We start from the raw sequence: 18,912 nt of genomic DNA on the forward strand, positions 1-18,912 counted from the left end.
TCGAATGAAAGATAGCGAGGCAGTTATGACCTTCTCCAGTGAAATTTTGCCTGCGGACCACAAAGCCGCCATTCGCCAGTTAAAACGCGAATTACGTGCCCAGATCGGCGACGTTCAGGCCGTTTTTGACCGGCTCAGCGATAAGATTGCGACACGCGTGGCGGAAATTAACGCCATGAAGAATAACGGTGAAACCGTCTGGCCTGTGATTCCGTTCAAGGACGTAAAGAACGGAACGATTACCACGGCCCAGCGTGAAGCGGTAAAACGCCGCGGCTGTGCGGTGATCAAAGGTCACTTCCCGCGAGAGCAGGCGCTGGCGTGGGATAACGCGATGCTCGACTATCTCGATCTCAACCAGTTTGACGATGTGTATAAAGGGCCGGGTGACAACTTCTTCGGCACCTTAACCGCGTCACGTCCGGAAATTTTCCCGATCTACTGGTCGCAGGCACAGATGCAGGCGCGTCAGAGTGAAGAAATGGCGCAGGTACAGTCGTTCCTGAACCGTTTATGGACTTTTGAGAGCAACGGCAAACAGTGGTTTAACCCGGACGTCAGCGTGATCTACCCGGATCGTATTCGCCGTCGCCCACCGGGAACCACCTCTAAAGGGCTGGGAGCGCATACGGATTCCGGCGCGCTGGAACGCTGGCTGCTGCCGGCCTATCAGCAGGTGTTTGCCCGCGTGTTTGACGGCAATGTCGATCAGTACGATCCGTGGAATGCGGCACACCGTACCGAAGTGGAAGAGTACACCGTGGATAACACCACCAAATGCTCGGTGTTCCGTACGTTCCAGGGCTGGACTGCCCTGTCGGATATGATCCCGAATCAGGGTCTGCTGCACGTGGTGCCGATCCCGGAAGCGATGGCCTACATTCTGCTGCGTCCGCTGCTGGATGATGTGCCGGAAGACGAACTCTGCGGCGTCGCGCCGGGTCGCGTTCTGCCGATTTCCGAGAAGTGGCATCCGCTGCTCATCGACGCGTTAACCAGCATTCCGGCACTGGACGCGGGGGATTCTGTGTGGTGGCACTGCGATGTGATCCACTCGGTCGCACCGGTAGATAATCAGCAGGGCTGGGGTAACGTGATGTACATTCCTGCCGCGCCGATGTGCGAGAAAAACCTCGCCTATGCGAAGAAGGTGAAAGCGGCACTGGAAACCGGCGCTTCTCCGGGCGATTTCCCGCGCGAAGATTACGAAAAAAACTGGCAGGACCGCTTTACCCTGAACGATCTCAACATCCACGGTAAACGCGCCCTCGGCATGGCCTAAGCGTCGTACAGCCCTTCCCGCTCCACGGCGGTGCGTCTTTTCCCCTGACGTATCCGCCGTACCGACTCCCGCACCGCCAGCGTGCCGTTCAGTAATAAGGTTCCAACCGGCGCATCCGGGCGCATCAGCCTCTGCTGGAGCATATGCACCGCTTCGGTTCCCAGCTCGTCGCGCGGGACATGCACCGCCGTTAAGGGCACATCCTGAATCGCGGCCAGATTAAAACCGTCAATACTCATCACCGACACATCCTGCGGGACGCGCAGGCCGTGCTTCTGTAGCGCGCGAATGGTGCCCTCCGCCATAAAATCTCCGCCGACCAAAAAAGCGGTGGGCAGCGCTTTTTCCGGCATCTGACTTAGCCACTCGCTCACCTGTTGCTCGGTCTCTTTGGCGCTGAAACTGGGGACCACCAGCAGATCGCGTTTGTCATTGAATTTCAGATTATGCCCCCGCCATCCGTCGCGGATCCCCGCCAGGCGCAGCTCCATGGTGTAGCGCCGCAGGCACAGGACGTTCATCACTTCCCGGTGCCCCATCTCGAACAGATACTCCGCCGCGCGCTCGCCAATGGCGCGATGATCGGGAGCCACGGCGGGCAACCGCATCCGCTGATCGCGGCAGTTAATCAGCATGCAGGGCTTGCCGATATCGACGGCCAGATCGTGAATATGCGGATCGTCGATACCGAGCAAGATCGCCGCCTGAGTATCCGCTTCATTCATACGCGCCAGGAAAAGCTGCGCGTCGCTGTCGTTCTCCTCCAGCGCGCAGTAGCGGAGCCTGACTTCATGTGATGCCAGCCCTTTGCTCACGCTCTGGATCACGCGGTAGTAAAAGATGTCGGACCGCTCGTCAAACGCGCGCTGCGGAGCAAAGACCACCAGACTGTTAAGCAGCAGTCGCCCGGCCGCCATGCCGTCCATCACCCCCAGCTCCCGCGCGCAGGCCAGCACTTTAGTGCGTGCTTTTTCGCTGGTATTGGACTTCCCCGCCAGCACGCGGGAAACGGTGCTAATAGAGAGCTGGGTACGGGCGGCAATTTCCGCGATTTTGAGTCTTTTATCCATTTTGTGATCTCGCTCCATTTGCCAAATGAAAAAATTTTCATAGCGTGAGATTGCGGTAACAGCAGGCTTAAAACGCATCATGCCAAAATAAGCTGCGCAGTTATGAGAAAGCTTGCACAAAATCCGCTATTTCCCGCTCATTTTCTCCCTTAAGGTGAACTTGTCACACCACTTCCATACTAGTTGTATAGCAACTTGAAGTCATAAAACTGATAACGATCAAAGGCATAAAACCGGTGTGACACCCAATACGTTCATCCCCCTACCGTCCGTCTTGTGGAGAGAAAAATGAGTCAGGACATCAATACCCCTGTCGTGGCAAGCAAAGCCCGCCGCGTCATCAAGAATCTGCGCTGGTACGTGCTGGTGCTGTTTTTACTGGGCGTCACCGTTAACTACATCACCCGTAACTCGTTAGGCATCCTCGCGCCGGAGCTGAAAGAGAGCATGGGGATCACCACCGAGCAGTACTCATGGATCGTGGGTGCTTTCCAGATTGCCTACACCCTCTTCCAGCCTCTGTGCGGCTGGCTGATCGACGTGATTGGCCTGAAGATTGGCTTTATGGTGTGCGCCGGGATTTGGGCGCTGATGTGTATTTTCCACGCCGGTGCCAGCAGCTGGCTGCATCTGGCAGTGCTGCGCTTCTTTATGGGTGCGTCCGAAGCGGCCGCCACACCGGCGAACGCCAAGACTATCGGCGAATGGTTCCCGAAATCAGAGCGTCCGGTGGCCGCCGGTTGGGCTGGCGTTGGCTTCTCTATCGGCGCGATGCTGGCTCCGCCTATCATCTACTTTGCCCATGCCTCTTTTGGCTGGCAGGGTGCATTTATGTTTACCGGCGTACTGGCGCTGCTGTGGGTGATTCTGTGGTGGGCGTTCTACCATAACCCGGAACAGCACCCGAATCTGGGCAAGGACGAGCTGGCGTTTATCAAGCAGGATAACGAACCGCCTGCCGTGAAGATGCCGTTCCTGACGGCGCTGAAGACCGTCTCCAAAAACAAACGTTTTTACGGCATCGCCATTCCTGCCTTTATGGCGGAACCGGCCTGGGCCGTGCTGAGCTTCTGGGTACCGCTGTATCTGGCGAAAGAGCACGGTATGGATCTAAAACAGATTGCGATGTTCGCCTGGCTGCCGTTCCTGGCCGCCGATCTGGGCAGCGTGGCCAGCGGCTACCTCACCCGCCTGTATACCCGCTGGTTCGGCTGCACTCGCGTGAACTCGGTCGTTGCCAGCTCCGTCACCGGTGCCTTCCTGATGATCTCCCTGGCCGCCGTGGCGATCACTCGCGACCCATACGTCACCATCGTGCTGATTTCGATTGGCGGTTTCGGCCACCAGATTATCTCCTGCATGTTAAGCGCCCTGGTGGTGGAGTCGTTCGACAAAGGCCAGATGGCCACCGTCAACGGCATGCGCGGCTCGGCGGCGTGGATCGCAAGCTTCTTGTTCTCTCTGTTAATTGGTGTCACCGCCGACAAAATCGGCTTCAACCCGCTCTTCATTGCCATGGGCTTCTTTGACCTGATTGGCGCATTTTTCCTGGTAGCATTTATTGCTGAACGTCGCGCCAAGCGCGCCTGATAGTGGATGTATTGCATATGAAAACCCTGAAAAACTGGACCCTTCTTGAACAGTCCGCGAACCATCTGGAACTGCTCGTCGATAATCAGCACCGTCTGTGTCTGTATGTGCTGGAAGAGAATCTGTTCCGCGTGCTGATCAAACGCAAAGGCGAGCTGTCGCTGGATAAAACCTGGAGTATCGCGCCCGCTCAGGACGTGCCGTGGGAGGGTCGCCAGCGCGATGATCTCAGCGGATTTAGCTGCCCGACGTGGACGCTCACGCAGCAAGACGACACGCTTATTGTCGGGACTGAACACCTGCGCGTCACCGTCCACCAGCCTCTGTGGCTGGAGTGGCACTACCGCAATGAGGACGGTGAATGGCTGGAGCTGGCGCACGACCGCCCGACCAGCGCGTACCTGCTGAACGCCCATGGCGACGGCGCGGCGCACTATCTGAGCCGCCGCAAGGACGAGCGTTTTTACGGTCTGGGCGAAAAAGCGGGTGATTTGCAGCGCAACGGTAAACGCTACGAGATGCGTAACCTCGACGCGATGGGCTATAACGCCGTCAGCACCGACCCACTGTACAAGCATATTCCGTTCACTATCACCCGCCGCGGCGACGTGAGCTACGGTCTGTTTTACGACAACCTGAGCAGCTGCTGGCTGGATCTGGGTAACGAAATCGATAACTACCACACGGCATATCGCCGCTGGCAGGCGGAAGCGGGCGATATCGATTACTACATCTTCACCGGTAAACGCGTGCTGGACGTCACCAAAGCTTTTGTCCGGCTGACCGGGAAAACGCTGTTCGGCCCGAAATGGAGCCTCGGCTACAGCGGTTCGACCATGCATTACACCGACGCACCGGACGCGCAAAACCAGCTGATGAACTTTATCCGCCTGTGTGAGGAGCATGCGATTCCGTGCGATTCGTTCCAGCTTTCGTCCGGCTATACCTCCATCAACGGCAAGCGCTACGTCTTCAACTGGAACTATGACAAAGTGCCGCAGCCGAAGGTGATGAGCCAGGCATTCCACGACGCGGGGCTGAAACTCGCGGCAAACATCAAACCGTGCCTGCTGCAGGACCACCCGCGCTATAACGAAGTGGCGGAGCGCGGGTTGTTTATCCGTGATTCAGAAACCGATGCACCGGAACGTTCAAGCTTCTGGGATGACGAGGGTTCTCACCTCGATTTCACCCATCCGCAGACCATCAAATGGTGGCAGGAAGGCGTGACCACGCAGCTGCTGGAGATGGGTATCGACTCCACCTGGAACGACAACAACGAGTTTGAAGTCTGGGACGGCGAAGCGCGCTGCCACGGTTTTGGCCAGGAGATTGCCATCAAGCATATTCGCCCGGTGATGCCGCTGCTGATGATGCGCGCCTCGATGGAAGCCCAGCAGCGCTTTGCGCCGGATAAACGTCCGTACCTGATCTCCCGCTCAGGCTGCGCCGGGATGCAGCGCTACGTCCAGACCTGGAGCGGCGATAACCGCACCAACTGGGACACCCTGCGCTATAACACCCGCATGGGGCTGGGGATGAGCCTCTCCGGGCTGTTCAACGTCGGCCACGATGTCGGCGGTTTCTCCGGCGATAAGCCGGACGCGGAGCTGTTTGTGCGCTGGGTCCAGAACGGCGTGATGCACCCGCGTTTCACCATTCACTCGTGGAATGACGATCACACGGTGAACGAGCCGTGGATGTATCCGGGCGTAACGCCTGCGATCCGTGGCGCAATTGAGCTGCGCTATCGTCTGCTGCCGTATCTTTATACTCTGCTGTGGCAGGCCCATGCCGATGACGAGCCGATGCTGCGTCCGACTTTCCTCGATCACGAGCATGATGCCCAGACATTCGAAGAGTGTGACGATTTCCTGCTCGGGCGCGATCTGCTGGTTGCCAGCGTCGTTGAACAAGGCCAGCGCGAGCGCAGCCTCTGGCTGCCGGATAACGAAACGGGCTGGTACGATTTTTACACCCACGAGTGGTTCTCCGGCGGCCAGTGGATCGTCCGCGATGCGCCGCTGGAAAAACTACCGCTGCTGGTACGCGCCGGGGCCGGTCTGCCGCTCAGCGAACGCATTACCCATGTGAGCGCCGGGAAAGATGATACCCGCGAGCTGAAACTGTTCCCGGTGAAGGGCGTGGGCACAACGTCGGGCCAGCTGTTTGAGGACGATGGCGAGAGCTGGGGCTATCAGAAAGGAAATGCGCTGTGGCTGGAGTGGGAGATGGTGTGCGATGGCACCACAATCAATCTGAAAGTCGCGGCACGCGGCGATTATCGTCCGGCGTGGAACGCGCTGAAGGTGTCGTTGCCGGTGGGCGAGAAGCGTAAACTGTTGATTAACGGTGAAACGTGCAGTGAGTGGACACTGTAATCACTGAGTGCCGGGTGGCTGCTGCACCTTAGCCGCCCTGCGTGTTCAGTGAGATGTAAAACACCCACAAAAAACGGCAACCCTTGGGTTGCCGTTTTGCTGTTGCCTGATAGACCAGTTAGCCTTCGATGCCTTTGCTACGCAGGTAATCTTCATAATTACCGGTGAAGTCCACGATGCGTTCCGGTGTGATTTCAATCACGCGGGTCGCCAGGGAGCTTACGAACTCACGGTCGTGGGAGACGAAGATCAGGGTGCCCTGATACATTTCCAGCGCCATGTTCAGGGATTCGATAGATTCCATGTCCAGGTGGTTAGTCGGTTCGTCCATTATCAGGATGTTGGGTTTTTCCATCATCAACTTACCGAACAGCATGCGCCCTTTTTCACCACCGGAGAGCACTTTGGCAGGCTTTTTGATGTCGTCCTGGCTGAACAGCAGACGGCCCAAAATGCCGCGCACGGCCTGCTCGTCGTCGCCTTCCTGCTTCCACTGGCTCATCCAGTCGAAGACGGTCAGATCGTTTTCGAATTCAAATTCATGGTCCTGCGCGTAGTAACCGAGCTGGGCGTTTTCAGACCACTTCACGGTACCGTCATCCGGCGCCAGTTCACCCACCAGGGTTTTCAGCAGGGTTGATTTACCCACACCGTTTGCGCCCAGTACCGCAATCTTCTCGCCCACTTCCAGCAGCAGATTGAAGTTTTTGAACAGCGGACCGTTATCAAAACCTTTCGCCAGCGCTTCCACTTCCAGTGCGTTACGGAACAGTTTCTTGTCCTGCTCGAAGCGAATGAACGGGTTCTGACGGCTGGAGGCTTTCACTTCGTCCAGCTTAATTTTATCAATCTGACGCGCACGAGACGTCGCCTGACGAGATTTAGAGGCGTTAGCACTGAAGCGGCTGACGAAGGATTGCAGGTCAGCAATCTGCGCTTTTTTCTTAGCGTTGTCAGACAGCAGACGCTCACGCGCCTGAGTGGCAGCCGTCATGTACTCGTCGTAGTTGCCCGGATAAACGCGCAGCTCGCCGTAGTCCAGATCGGCCATGTGGGTGCAGACCATGTTCAGGAAGTGACGGTCGTGCGAGATGATGATCATGGTGCTGTCGCGGTCGTTCAGCGTCTGCTCCAGCCAGCGGATGGTGTCGATGTCCAGGTTGTTCGTCGGTTCATCGAGCAGCAGAATGTCCGGGTTTGAGAACAGCGCCTGCGCCAGAAGCACGCGCAGTTTCCAGCCCGGTGCGACTTCGCTCATCAGGCCGTAGTGTTGCTCAACCGGAATACCGACGCCAAGCAGCAGTTCACCGGCACGGGATTCGGCAGAGTAACCGTCCATTTCGCCGTAAAGCACTTCGAGATCGGCCACTTTATAGCCGTCTTCTTCGCTCATTTCAGCCAGACCGTAGATGCGGTCGCGCTCTTGCTTCACTTCCCACAGTTCCCCGTGTCCCATGATCACGGTGTCGAGCACAGTAAACTCTTCGAAGGCGAACTGGTCCTGACGCAGCTTACCGATACGCTCGTTCGGATCGAGCGACACGTTGCCGAGCGTCGGCTCTAAATCGCCGCCGAGGATTTTCATGTAGGTGGATTTTCCGCTACCGTTGGCACCAATCAGGCCGTAACGGTTGCCGCCGCCAAATTTGACGGAAATGTTTTCGAACAGCGGCTTACTGCCAAACTGCATAGTGACGTTGCTGGTAACTAACACGGGGAGATTCCTGCGAAAAAGTGTGATAAACACGGCATTATGCCACAATTCCGAATTGAAATCCCGTGTTGCAACCAACCACTAAACTTTAACAAAATCGAAAAAAATGTGATTTCGTACACATCTGAATTCCATGCGCGAGGGAATGCACATATAATGCGCTCCCATCAATGATTCAGACTCATCAACTAATCGCCAGAGTGGCAAAGATACCTCGCATAACATGAATATGAAATTATCAACGCTTTTTGCGGCGGCGTTAGCCGTAGTAGGTTTTTGCAATACCGCTTCTGCGGTGACTTATCCGCTGCCGACAGACGGTAGCCGTCTGGTGGGTCAAAACCAGGTGGTTATTGTTCCGGAAGGCAACTCCCAGCCGCTGGAATATTACGCCGCTGAATACCAGCTGGGCCTGTCCAACATGCTCGAAGCAAACCCGGGCGTTGACCCGTATCTGCCGAAAGCCGGTACCGTGCTGAACATTCCTCAGCAGCTGATCCTGCCGGACACCGTCCACGAAGGTATCGTGATCAACAGCGCTGAAATGCGCCTGTATTACTACCCGAAAGGCACCAATACCGTGATCGTTCTGCCGATTGGTATCGGTCAGCTGGGCAAAGACACCCCGCTGAACTGGACCACCAAAGTAGAACGTAAGAAAGCAGGCCCAACCTGGACGCCAACCGCCAAGATGCACGCCGAGTACATCGCTGCCGGTGAGCCGCTGCCAGCCGTTGTTCCTGCCGGCCCGGACAACCCTATGGGCCTGTACGCGCTGTACATCGGTCGTCTGTATGCGATCCACGGTACCAACGCCAACTTCGGTATCGGCCTGCGCGTGAGCCACGGCTGTGTGCGTCTGCGTAACGACGATATCAAGTTCCTGTTCGAGAATGTGCCGGTCGGTACCCGCGTTCAGTTCATCAACGAACCGGTAAAAGCGACCTCCGAGCCAGATGGCAGCCGCTATATCGAAGTGCACAACCCGCTGTCTACCAGCGAAGATCAGATTAACAATAACGAGATCGTGCCGATTACCCTGAAGAGCAACGTGCAGGCTGTCACCAGCCAGGCCGACGTTGAAACCACCGTTGTGGATCAGGCGGTACAGAACCGTTCCGGTATGCCGGTACGTCTGAACTGATTGACTCAGCGTCAAACAAAAAAGCGGGCTGCTTAGCCCGCTTTTTTATTACCCGTTATTCACGATGACGATTCCACCGTGATCGTACCGGTAGTGGCAATGGGCGTATTCCAGCGGCGTGCCATCCTCCAGATAGATCACCTGCTCCACCTCCAGCACCGGGTCGGTTTGCTCGCAGATCAGATGCTGCATATCCAGCGCGTTCGGTTTTAGCGCCCGCACCACCCGATATGACCCCATAATTTTCAGCCCCAGCGTCTCCTGCACGTACTGGAACACCGAGCTTTCAAGATGGGTTTTATTCAGCCCCGGCACCAGATTCAGCGGCATGACGGTGGAATCGAGCGACATCGGCTCACCGTTAAGGCTGCGCAGGCGAATAAAATCATAGATCGGCATATCGGCGTTTATCATCAGGGAGGACTGCTCTTTCTCGTTCGGAAAGCGCAGTTCGAAATGGACCACTTTGCTGCTCACCGTGCCCAGATGTTCCCAGGTTTTGGTGGCGCCGAAATAGTCGCTGCCGGAGAGATCCCACTGGGAAAGTTGCAGGAAGTTTTTACGAATGAACGTCCCCTGCCCCTGTCGCGTATAGACCAGCCCTTCCACAATCAGCTGGCGCATCGCCTGCTGAATGGTCATCCGGCTGGTGCTGAACTCCGCCGCCAGCGCAAACTGGTCCGGCAGCGGTTCATTGGCGGCATACTGCTGGCTAATAATGCGTTTCTTAATTTCCCGCGCTATGGTGATGTACTTCGCCGCCATCGCCTTTTCCTTATGATTAATCCGCTATCGCACTGTTTTTCAATGCCACCCTCTCAGCAATCTTGAGGAAAGGCAGGTAGAAGAATACACCAAATACAATGATTGCCAACTGAACCACCACCGCCCGCCAGTCCCCCGCCGTCGCCAGCCAGGCGCTGAGTATGGGCGGCGTGGTCCAGGGGATCATGACTACACAGCGCGACATCAGGCCGAGCGTGGTACACAGCCAGGCAAAGTAAATCCCTATCGCTGGCAGCAGCACAAACGGAATCATCAGCGGCAGGTTAAAGACAATCGGCAGGCCGAAAATCACCGGTTCGTTGATGTTAAACAGCCCCGGAGCCAGCGACAGCCGCGCCACCTGTTTGGCCGATTTTTGCCGTGAGAAGATAAAGATGGCGATCAGCAGCGAGATGGTGCTGCCCGTCCCGCCAATCATCCCGAACGTCGGGACAAAAATGTTATTGATGATATGCGGAATCGGCTGTCCGTTGGCGAAGGCCAGCATGTTCTCATTGGTGTTGATTAACAGGAACGGTTCCAGAATCACGCTGTTCACTACCGACTGGTGAATACCCAGCGTAAACAGGAAATTACCGAAGCTGTAGATAAAAATTGTGCCGGGCAAACTGGTATTAATGAGTCTGAGAGGCTGCTGGATAAAATGGGTGATCAGGTGAATCAGATCCGTATGCAGCACGTTCGCCAGCAGCGCCGCCAGAATGGCGAACAGGGAAAGCGTGATGATCGTCGGGATCAGCGCGGTAAAGGATTTGCTCACCGCAGGCGGGACATTCTCGCCCAGCGAAATGTGCAACACTTTCAGGCGCGAAATCGCAATAAACACTTCCGTTGAAATCAGACCAATCAGCACCCCGGCAAATATGCCCGTTGAGCCGATATTGCTGAACGTCAGCACCTGGGTGACATTCACCGGCGCCTGACTGCCGACGGGCACCAGCTGGAGCTGCATCGGCATCATAATGATAAAACTGCTTACGGCGATAACCACTGCCGAAACCGGGTTGTCGAAATCTTTGTTGCGCGCCAGCGACCAGGCAATCATCGGGGCGAGTAACAGCGCCGCGATGTTCAGCGTGCCGTTAATAATCGCCTCACCCCACACCTTGAAGTGGGCCAGCGTTTCCCCTTCGAACACCCACGGAAACACCACGTTATTCACCAGCACCGCGAGACCGGCAAGGATGAAGATCGGCATTACCGTGGCGAAGGCGTCGCGCAAGGAACGTAAGTGCACCTGGTTTGCCAGGCGCGCGGAGAACTCAACAAATCTGTCGACAAACGACTGCATCGCAGGTGTAATTTTTGTATCAGACATAGCGGATATTCCCATCAATCAGTCACAAAAACCGGTCCGGCAGCGTAAGGCTTACAGCTCGCTTCCGTTGCTATGAATAGCCTGTTTTAACCACGCGTAGCTCTTTTTCGGCACGCGTTTCAGATCCTTGAGATCGTGGTTTTCACGGTTGACGTACACCACGCCGTAGCGTTTACGCATATCGCCCTGCGAGCTGAGAATGTCGATCAACCCCCAGCCGAGGTAGCCTATCACCTGCGCGCCGTCTTCAAAGATCGCCGCTTTCATCGCCTCGAAATGCTTGCGGTGATAATCGATGCGGTAATCATCTTCTATCGGATTCACCCCGTCCCAGGACTCAATCACCCCGATGCCGTTTTCAATCGGGAAGACCGGCAGACGCCAGTCGTTGTAATAGCGGGTGATAATGGTGCGAAAACCGAGCGGATCAATTTGCCAGTTCCATTCGGTGGCTTTCAGGAACGGATTGTTCTTCTCGCCATGGGCCAGGTAGTAGTTCACCGGTGTGCCTTCCGGAATCGGGTCGCTGTCGAGGGTTTTACTCGCGTAGTAGCTAAACGCCATAAAGTCGTTTTTGGTTCGCGCCAGCAGGGCCAAATCGTCCTCACGATAGATATCCCCAAATCCTTGCTGTTCAACTACAGCCATCACCGCCGGGCTGTAGCCCTGACCGGCAAATACGCGCAGCAGATTCTGGTTGAGGAATTCGTCGTACTGCTGAGCGCAGAAGATATCGCGCGGTTTGCAGGTGGCCGGATAGATGAGTTGATGCGCCAGCATGCCGCCCATCAACTGCCCCGGTTTGGCCTGGTGCAGGTACTCCGTCAGCGCCATGTGCGCCACCATCGTATGATGCTGGATTTCGTAGAGTTCACGCAGGGTTTGCTCGCCCTTCATATAGCCTGAGACTCTAAACGCTTCCGGCATATGGAAAATGTTCTGCTCGTTAAAGGTCAGCCAGTACTTCACCCGGTCGCCGTAGCAGTCGATCATCTTTTTGCCGTAGCGCACAAACGCGTCCAGCACCCGGCGATCGTTAAACCCGTTGTACTCCTGCGCCAGGGCCAGCGGCATGTCGAAGTGGTACAGGCAGACCATCGGCTCAATGCCGCGCGCGATGAGATCGTTGATAAAGCGATCGTAAAACGCGATGCCCTCTTCGTTGAATTCGCCGTCACCCTGCGGGCAGACACGGCTCCAGGAGATCTGGAAGCGGTAGCAGTTCATGCCCAGATCCTGCATCAGGTCGAAATCTTCCTGGTAGCGATGATACGAATCGGTAGCGACTTTCCAGTCAGAGGCATTTTCCCCGGCTTCGCGAATGTCATACACCGACATCCCCTTTCCGCCCTCGTTCCATGCCCCCTCGGTCTGCATACTGGAAACCGAGTTACCCCATAAAAAGTTAGCTGGCAGTGATTGTTTCATGGTCTCTCCCTATATGACTAGTCATTTAAATTTCATGACTAGTCATATAGGCAAAGATGAAAAATCAAGCAAACGAAAGGATTGTTTTTTGTGAGCGGGATAGAAATAAAGAAGCCGGATGTCGTGTCATATTAAAGTTATGTCACTAATCACGTTTATCATAAGAAAGTTATGTCGCTATTCTGGCTAACCAGCTGGATGACCAGTATTGGTCAGCACTGACGTGTAGTGCCGACAATCGCTTCGTCTCGCTTGTCTATACCTACTGAATAATTTCTGCAAGCTGTAGTCTCCTTTGAGCAAAAGATTAGTGACAAATAACCTTACTGAAGGGGAATCTACCAACAATTAGTCGCCTGGATTGACCTTAACAATGTCCACCTTGCTGGATTTCAGGTGAGTAATAAGTTCAGGTTCGGGAATTTCATCGGTGAAGAGCGCTTTCGTCTGCGCCACATTTCCTATTTCAACTGCAGCAGTAGCGTAAAATTTTGTATGATCGGCTGCCAACAAGATATGCCGGGAGTGAGCCATCATCATTTTCACCACACTGGCTTCATTAACATCAAACTCCGTCAACGTGCCGTCATTTTCGATACCCCCGACGCTGCTCACCAGGTAATCTGCGCGAAAACCTGATATGAATTCTGTCGCTGTTGGTCCTGTTATTCCCCCATTATGCGGGCGCAACGTACCGCCAGGTACCATGACTTCAAAGCGTGGGTTTTTATAAAGGATCTTGGCCACTCGCAGGCTATTGGTGATGATGCGAAGATGATGATGGTGAAGCAGTGCGCGGGCAACATGCTCCACCGTAGTCCCTATAGTGATGAAGATCGTCGAGCCGTCAGGTATATAATCCGCAATGGCCTCAGCAATAGCACGCTTCTCTTCTGTCAATGCCAGCTCACGCTGCTCAAAAGCGGTATTGATTATGCTGGAGGCGCGGCCCGCGCCTCCATGATGGCGTGTTATCAATCCCTGCTCACTAAGTTTACGGATATCACGCCGCACTGTTTGTGTCGATACGCCAAGCATCTCCGCAAGAACATCAATGTTCATATATCCGCGATGAGCGAGCAAATTCAAAAGCTGATCATGTCGTGGATTACCGGTTAGTGCTGTATGGCTCATGGGATGTCCTGTCAAATCATCATGTTCACTATTCTATACAAAAAGTGACATAAAGCATCGGGTTTGATCACTATCAGGTATTCCCGCTCGCCCTCCTGGTCGCGTACATTTTAATGCAGCCACCGCGCTGGCGAAGCGAACAGCATGCTCCAGCGTGTCAGAATCTGTCAGAGCGACCGCAAATGCTCCATGGAAAACGTCGCCAGCTCCGGTTGTATCCACCACTCTTACTGCAAAAGCAGGATGATGTCGCAGAGTATCATTTTCAAGCCAGTAGCAACCCTCTTCGCCGCATGTGACGTATACATGTCCATTTGTGAGCGTTTGTGCTTCTTTAAGTGCAACCGTGCTATCACTGATCCCGGTCAGACGTTCTAAACCTGGTGCAGAAAATACCGCGTGGTCGCTTAACTCGACCAGATCCGCAATATTTTGCGGGGTGGTATCACCATCAAGCACAGTCAAAACACCATGCTTTCTCGCGAGAGTAAACGCCTGTTTGGCACCTTCATGCCAGCGCACATCAGCAAGAATGACATCATATTGTGAGAAATCAATTTCGTTTAGCCAGCCCGCGTCATCTGGTAAATCAGGGCTTGGAAAACTGGCAATAATGCGCTCACCAGCATTATCGACCAGTATTGCTGACTGCGAAGAGCGAGCGTGTTTGATTATCCGGGAATAGCGTGTATTAACACCCCATGTCTCCAGTTCTGTGAGTAGTCTACGACCCGTATCGTCATCGCCTACCCGTCCGATAAAGTCAACTTGTACCCCCAGCTTAGAGGCGGCGACCGCCGCTGTTGCTGCAGGTCCCCCCCCTACCTCGGTGTAGCTTTTCGCAACAAATTTCCCCCCCTCTTTAGGGAGTTCATCGAGATACCAGATGCGATCCAGCACAGTGATACCAACACAAGCGATTCGGGTCATGGTCATTACTCCAGCGTGTTTGAGTTGTCCTCATCTTAATATCGCAATCTGTTTTTAAATTGACCGACGTCAATTTTATAACCATAAATTACAAATACACTCAAAAACAGACAGCAACAAAATGATCAAAATGACAAAAACTTACACAACAGTTCAGGAGGCGTTATGTCAGTAATTGCATTTATTGGACTTGGACAGATGGGGGCCCCAATGGCGAGCAATCTGCTCAAACAAGGCCATCAGCTGAATGTTTATGATGTGGATCCTAAGGCTGTAGAAGCCTTAACACATAAAGGCGCAATACCCTGTTCCACACCTGCTGTTGCCGCTGAAGGCGCTGAATTCGTCATTACCATGCTGCCGAATGGAGATCTGGTTAGCTCCGTTTTGTTTGGGGAAAATGGTGTTTGTGAAAAGCTATCACCTGAAGCGCTGGTCATCGATATGTCGACGATTCATCCTCTGCAAACCGACCAGTTAATTACAAAAATGATCAAAATGGGATTTAGCATGATGGATGTGCCTGTGGGCCGAACCTCCGATCATGCCATTGAGGGCTCGCTGCTGTTGCTTGCTGGCGGAACGTCTCAGCAGATAGAACGCGCCAACCCCATTCTGATGGCAATGGGAAGCGAGTTAATTGAAGCGGGAGGACCCGGAATGGGGATCCGCGTCAAGCTGGTCAATAACTATATGAGTATCGCCCTGAATGCATTGGCCGCTGAAGCTGCCGTTTTGTGTGAGGCGCTGGGGCTTTCTTTCAGCGTCGCACTGGACGTCATGGCCGGTACCCCTGCCGGAAAAGGCCATTTTACAACTACCTGGCCAAATAAAGTCCTGAAAGGTGACCTTTCCCCTGCATTCATGATCGATCTCGCGCATAAAGATCTCGGGATCGCTCTGGACGTTGCAAATCAGTTACATGTCCCAATGCCACTCGGCGCAGCCTCTCGCGAAGTGTATAACCAGGCCCGCGCGGCCGGACGCGGTCGTGAAGACTGGACGGCCATCCTCGAACATGTTCGCACATCTGCTGGGCTGAAAATCAACATTGATTAACAAAAGGAATATCGAATGACGACATACTCTCTTAAGGATATCACCCGACCCTCTGGCGGTTTTGCAATGCTCGCCGTCGATCAGCGTGAAGCAATGCGCCTGATGTTTTCTGCTTCAGGCCTGCCCGCGCCGGTGACTGACCAGCAACTGACCGATTTCAAAGTCAACGCTGCTAAAATTCTGTCCCCTTACGCCTCCGCTATCCTGGTTGACCAACAATTTTGCTATCGCCAGATAGTCGAGCAAAACGCCTTAGCTAAAAACTGCGCGATGATTGTTGCGGCAGATAAGTTCATCCCTGGTAACGGCCTCCCGGTTGATAGTGTGATGATTGATAACAGTATCGATCCACATATGGTCAAACGCGATGGGGGAAAAGCTCTGAAGTTATTGGTTCTCTGGCGCAGCGATGAAGACCCTCAGCAACGTCTGGACATGGTTCGAGAATTTAACCAACTTTGTCATACAAATGGCTTGCTCAGCATCATTGAACCCGTCGTGCGACCACCACGACGCTGTAATACGTTTGACAGGGAACAGGCCATTATCGAAGCGGCGAAAGAGCTAGGGAATAGCGGAGCCGACCTCTATAAGGTTGAAATGCCGCTGAACGGTAAAGGATCACAGCAGGAGTTGCTGAAGGCCGCACAGGCACTTAACGACCATATCGCGATGCCATGGGTAATCCTCTCTTCCGGCGTGGATGAAAAATTATTCCCTCGTGCGGTGCGTGTTGCGATGCAGGCTGGAGCATCTGGCTTTCTTGCCGGGCGAGCCGTTTGGTCTTCTGTAGTTGGGTTGCCAGATACTGAACTCATGCTACGCGATATTTCCGTTCCTAAATTACATCGTCTGGGCGAGATCGTCGATGAAATGATGGCCCGCCGTTAATACAAGGAGAGCAAAGATGAAATGGTTTAATACCCTGAGCCATAACCGTTGGCTGGAACAAGAAACTGACCGCATTTTGGATTTTGGCAAAAAAGCTGCAGTACCGACTGGTTTTGGCTGGCTCGGTAATACCGGGCAAGTGAAAGAAGATATGGGAACCCATCTTTGGATCACTGCTCGAATGTTACACGTATATTCTGTGGCGGCGTCTATGGGACGTCCGGGTGCTTATTCCCTGGTCGATCATGGCATAAATGCCCTCAATGGCGCACTACGCGACAAGCAATATGGAGGCTGGTACGCCTGTGTGAATAACGATGGTGTAGTCGATGCCTCTAAACAGGGTTATCAGCATTTCTTCGCTTTACTTGGTGCAGCCAGCGCCGTCACTACTGGTCATCCAAAGGCGCGTCAACTTCTTGATGATGTTATCGAGATCATTGAGACATATTTCTGGAGCGAGCAAGAGAAAATGTGCCTCGAGTCCTGGGATGAAACCTTTAGTAAAACCGAAGATTATCGTGGCGGCAACGCCAATATGCATGCTGTTGAAGCGTTCCTGATCGTCTATGACGTAACGCAAGACCATAAATGGCTTGATCGTGCTTTGCAGATCACAGAGGTGATAATCCACGATGTTGCCCGTAAGAGCGAGTACAGGGTTAACGAACATTTTGATACTAACTGGAACCCAATCCGGGATTACAACAAAGATAATCCCGCACATCGGTTCCGCGCTTATGGCGGGACGCCTGGGCACTGGATCGAATGGGGGCGGCTGATGCTTCATCTTCGTGCTGCACTGGAAGCGCGTGACGAAACGCCGCCTGCATGGCTTCTGGAGGATGCGAAAGGTCTCTTTAACGCAACCATTCGTGATGCCTGGGCACCCGACGGTGCCGACGGTTTTGTCTACACCGTAGACTGGGATGGCAAACCTATTGTTCGTGAACGTGTCCGCTGGCCAATTGTAGAAGCAATGGGGACCGCCTATGCGTTGTATACCGTAACGGGTGATGAACAATACGAAGCCTGGTATCAGCAATGGTGGGAATACTGCATCAAATACCTTATGGATTATGAAAATGGATCCTGGTGGCAGGAGCTTGATCCCAATAACGAAGTAACGACCAAAGTTTGGGACGGCAAGCAGGATATTTATCATCTGTTGCATTGTCTGGTAATACCGCGTCTGCCACTGGCTCCTGGGCTTGCTCCTGCTGTTGCCGCCGGTTTGCTGGATATCAATGCTCAATAATACCTGTTGAACAACCCACGGGATCACGCAAATGCATAAAAGTGGAAAGACTGTAGAGCTCCGGGCTGGAGACTATCACGCGAAAATAGTCACTACTGGTGCAGGATTAGCTCAGCTGACCCGCTGCGGACGTAATCTTACGCTCCCACACAGACCAGAAGATATGCCTCCTGCACATCTGGGGAAAGTGCTTCTTCCATGGCCGAATCGTATCGCCAACGCAAGTTATGTTTTTGCCAACGAAACATTGCAGCCGGCTATAAACGATCGTGCGTCTGGCGCGGCTATTCACGGCCTGTTGGCATGGCACAACTGGCAGATCGCAAGGAAGACAGACCAGAACGTCATTCTTGAGGCATTTCTGCCGCCTAACTACGGTTACCCTTTTATGCTACATGCTGAGGTTACCTGGACTTTAGACAGTATTGCGGGCCTTCAGGCCCGCATCTGCGCCACCAATATCGGCAATACAGACGCACCATACGGTGCAGGCGCACATCCTTATTTAACCTGCGATTTAGAAAAAATAGACAGTTGTGAACTCCACATGCCGCGGTCACGGCTGTTCGACCACACCACACGACACTACTCCAGCACCGAGGATGCGGCGCTGGATTTCTCAACACCAGCACTCATTAATGCTACCAGTATTGATCATAGCTTTCACATTACTGCACTTACCGAACAGTGGGAAGTACGCCTGGTCAGCCCGCGTCAGAGACTGGCCGTTTGGCTACGTGGCTCACAGCCGTGGATACAGGTCTACAGCGGTGAAAAATTAGGGCGTACAGGCCTGGCGGTAGAGCCAATGAGTTGTCCACCGGATGCCTTCAATTCTGGTATCGATCTGGTTCGGCTTAAGCCTGGCGATACCCATCAGCTGTGGTTTGCCATAGGTGGTGAAGACATCTCACAAAATTAGCAACA

Annotated in this window: 15 protein-coding genes; 8 read left to right on the forward strand and 7 right to left on the reverse strand. The window is 54.0% G+C overall.

Annotated elements, in window-relative coordinates; translation table 11 throughout:
- Positions 1 to 25 precede the first annotated feature (25 nt).
- A complete protein-coding gene (locus tag ABIE11_RS08505; RefSeq protein ID WP_429184320.1) occupies positions 26 to 1,282 on the forward strand; it encodes a DUF1479 domain-containing protein in 1,257 nt (418 codons plus the stop codon).
- On the opposite strand, the gene ABIE11_RS08510 is transcribed toward ABIE11_RS08505, so the two are convergent.
- On the reverse strand, positions 1,279 to 2,352 hold the full coding sequence (locus tag ABIE11_RS08510; RefSeq protein ID WP_314520468.1) for a LacI family DNA-binding transcriptional regulator: 1,074 nt from the start codon (positions 2,350 to 2,352) through the stop codon (positions 1,279 to 1,281). The two genes, ABIE11_RS08505 and ABIE11_RS08510, sit on opposite strands and share 4 nt — an antisense overlap.
- 288 nt (positions 2,353 to 2,640) lie before the next feature.
- On the opposite strand from ABIE11_RS08510, the gene ABIE11_RS08515 reads away from it, so the two are divergent.
- Both ABIE11_RS08515 and ABIE11_RS08520 read left to right on the forward strand, forming a co-directional pair.
- The gene (locus tag ABIE11_RS08515) at positions 2,641 to 3,942 is read left to right on the forward strand and encodes an MFS transporter (protein WP_100777076.1); all 1,302 of its coding nucleotides are present in this window, start codon (positions 2,641 to 2,643) and stop codon (positions 3,940 to 3,942) included.
- Between the two features lie 17 nt (positions 3,943 to 3,959).
- A complete protein-coding gene (locus tag ABIE11_RS08520; protein WP_429184321.1) occupies positions 3,960 to 6,323 on the forward strand; it encodes a TIM-barrel domain-containing protein in 2,364 nt (787 codons plus the stop codon).
- A gap of 118 nt (positions 6,324 to 6,441) precedes the next feature.
- On the opposite strand, the gene ABIE11_RS08525 is transcribed toward ABIE11_RS08520, so the two are convergent.
- The gene (locus tag ABIE11_RS08525) at positions 6,442 to 8,037 is read right to left on the reverse strand and encodes an ABC-F family ATPase (protein WP_429184322.1); all 1,596 of its coding nucleotides are present in this window, start codon (positions 8,035 to 8,037) and stop codon (positions 6,442 to 6,444) included.
- A gap of 223 nt (positions 8,038 to 8,260) precedes the next feature.
- Between ABIE11_RS08525 and ldtB the strand changes: the two genes are divergently transcribed.
- The gene (gene ldtB, locus ABIE11_RS08530; protein WP_100777079.1) at positions 8,261 to 9,181 is read left to right on the forward strand and encodes a L,D-transpeptidase; all 921 of its coding nucleotides are present in this window, start codon (positions 8,261 to 8,263) and stop codon (positions 9,179 to 9,181) included.
- A gap of 48 nt (positions 9,182 to 9,229) precedes the next feature.
- On the opposite strand, the gene ABIE11_RS08535 is transcribed toward ldtB, so the two are convergent.
- The 5 genes from ABIE11_RS08535 to ABIE11_RS08555 form a co-directional block, all read right to left on the reverse strand.
- Complete coding sequence (locus ABIE11_RS08535) at positions 9,230 to 9,946, reverse strand: GntR family transcriptional regulator (protein ID WP_429184323.1); 717 nt, start codon at positions 9,944 to 9,946, stop codon at positions 9,230 to 9,232.
- A 16-nt stretch (positions 9,947 to 9,962) separates the two neighbouring features.
- Entirely contained in the window at positions 9,963 to 11,285 is a 1,323-nt protein-coding gene (locus ABIE11_RS08540) for a PTS sugar transporter subunit IIC (protein ID WP_100777081.1), read from the reverse strand.
- A gap of 51 nt (positions 11,286 to 11,336) precedes the next feature.
- Positions 11,337 to 12,713, reverse strand: a complete 1,377-nt coding sequence (locus ABIE11_RS08545; protein ID WP_429184324.1) for a glycoside hydrolase family 1 protein — start codon at positions 12,711 to 12,713, stop codon at positions 11,337 to 11,339.
- Between the two features lie 348 nt (positions 12,714 to 13,061).
- Entirely contained in the window at positions 13,062 to 13,847 is a 786-nt protein-coding gene (locus ABIE11_RS08550; protein WP_129034290.1) for a DeoR/GlpR family DNA-binding transcription regulator, read from the reverse strand.
- Positions 13,848 to 13,880: 33 nt separating this feature from the next.
- Positions 13,881 to 14,777, reverse strand: a complete 897-nt coding sequence (locus ABIE11_RS08555) for a sugar kinase (protein WP_324119123.1) — start codon at positions 14,775 to 14,777, stop codon at positions 13,881 to 13,883.
- A gap of 165 nt (positions 14,778 to 14,942) precedes the next feature.
- Here ABIE11_RS08555 and yihU point away from each other — a divergent pair, with 165 nt between their 5' ends.
- From yihU to ABIE11_RS08575, 4 genes are read left to right on the forward strand one after another with little or no spacing between them, the layout of a single operon-like run.
- Positions 14,943 to 15,836: a sulfolactaldehyde 3-reductase gene (yihU, locus tag ABIE11_RS08560; RefSeq protein WP_429184325.1), complete on the forward strand. Its 894-nt coding sequence runs from the start codon at positions 14,943 to 14,945 to the stop codon at positions 15,834 to 15,836.
- A gap of 15 nt (positions 15,837 to 15,851) precedes the next feature.
- Positions 15,852 to 16,727 carry a sulfofructosephosphate aldolase gene (gene yihT, locus ABIE11_RS08565; RefSeq protein WP_429184326.1) on the forward strand — a complete coding sequence of 292 codons (876 nt, stop codon included), beginning with the start codon at positions 15,852 to 15,854 and terminating at the stop codon, positions 16,725 to 16,727.
- Between the two features lie 16 nt (positions 16,728 to 16,743).
- Positions 16,744 to 17,985: a sulfoquinovose isomerase gene (yihS, locus tag ABIE11_RS08570; RefSeq protein WP_429184327.1), complete on the forward strand. Its 1,242-nt coding sequence runs from the start codon at positions 16,744 to 16,746 to the stop codon at positions 17,983 to 17,985.
- A gap of 31 nt (positions 17,986 to 18,016) precedes the next feature.
- Positions 18,017 to 18,907 (forward strand): aldose-1-epimerase, encoded by an 891-nt coding sequence (locus ABIE11_RS08575; protein WP_409255574.1) that lies wholly within the window; start codon positions 18,017 to 18,019, stop codon positions 18,905 to 18,907.
- The last annotated feature ends 5 nt before the right edge of the window (positions 18,908 to 18,912 follow it).

This window comes from Lelliottia sp. 489 (genome assembly GCF_050435885.1).
GTDB classification, from domain to species: domain Bacteria; phylum Pseudomonadota; class Gammaproteobacteria; order Enterobacterales; family Enterobacteriaceae; genus Enterobacter; species Enterobacter nimipressuralis.

Excerpts from the sequence above, each read along its gene's own strand:
- ldtB (WP_100777079.1), top strand. The coding sequence starts at position 8,261 with ATGAATATGAAATTATCAACGCTTTTTGCGGCGGCGTTAGCCGTAGTA.
- ABIE11_RS08550 (WP_129034290.1), bottom strand. The coding sequence starts at position 13,847 with ATGAGCCATACAGCACTAACCGGTAATCCACGACATGATCAGCTTTTG.
- yihS (WP_429184327.1), top strand. The coding sequence starts at position 16,744 with ATGAAATGGTTTAATACCCTGAGCCATAACCGTTGGCTGGAACAAGAA.
- ABIE11_RS08520 (WP_429184321.1), top strand. The coding sequence starts at position 3,960 with ATGAAAACCCTGAAAAACTGGACCCTTCTTGAACAGTCCGCGAACCAT.
- ABIE11_RS08510 (WP_314520468.1), bottom strand. The coding sequence starts at position 2,352 with ATGGATAAAAGACTCAAAATCGCGGAAATTGCCGCCCGTACCCAGCTC.
- ABIE11_RS08540 (WP_100777081.1), bottom strand. The coding sequence starts at position 11,285 with ATGTCTGATACAAAAATTACACCTGCGATGCAGTCGTTTGTCGACAGA.
- ABIE11_RS08575 (WP_409255574.1), top strand. The coding sequence starts at position 18,017 with ATGCATAAAAGTGGAAAGACTGTAGAGCTCCGGGCTGGAGACTATCAC.
- ABIE11_RS08555 (WP_324119123.1), bottom strand. The coding sequence starts at position 14,777 with ATGACCCGAATCGCTTGTGTTGGTATCACTGTGCTGGATCGCATCTGG.
- yihU (WP_429184325.1), top strand. The coding sequence starts at position 14,943 with ATGTCAGTAATTGCATTTATTGGACTTGGACAGATGGGGGCCCCAATG.
- ABIE11_RS08505 (WP_429184320.1), top strand. The coding sequence starts at position 26 with ATGACCTTCTCCAGTGAAATTTTGCCTGCGGACCACAAAGCCGCCATT.
- ABIE11_RS08535 (WP_429184323.1), bottom strand. The coding sequence starts at position 9,946 with ATGGCGGCGAAGTACATCACCATAGCGCGGGAAATTAAGAAACGCATT.
- yihT (WP_429184326.1), top strand. The coding sequence starts at position 15,852 with ATGACGACATACTCTCTTAAGGATATCACCCGACCCTCTGGCGGTTTT.
- ABIE11_RS08515 (WP_100777076.1), top strand. The coding sequence starts at position 2,641 with ATGAGTCAGGACATCAATACCCCTGTCGTGGCAAGCAAAGCCCGCCGC.
- ABIE11_RS08545 (WP_429184324.1), bottom strand. The coding sequence starts at position 12,713 with ATGAAACAATCACTGCCAGCTAACTTTTTATGGGGTAACTCGGTTTCC.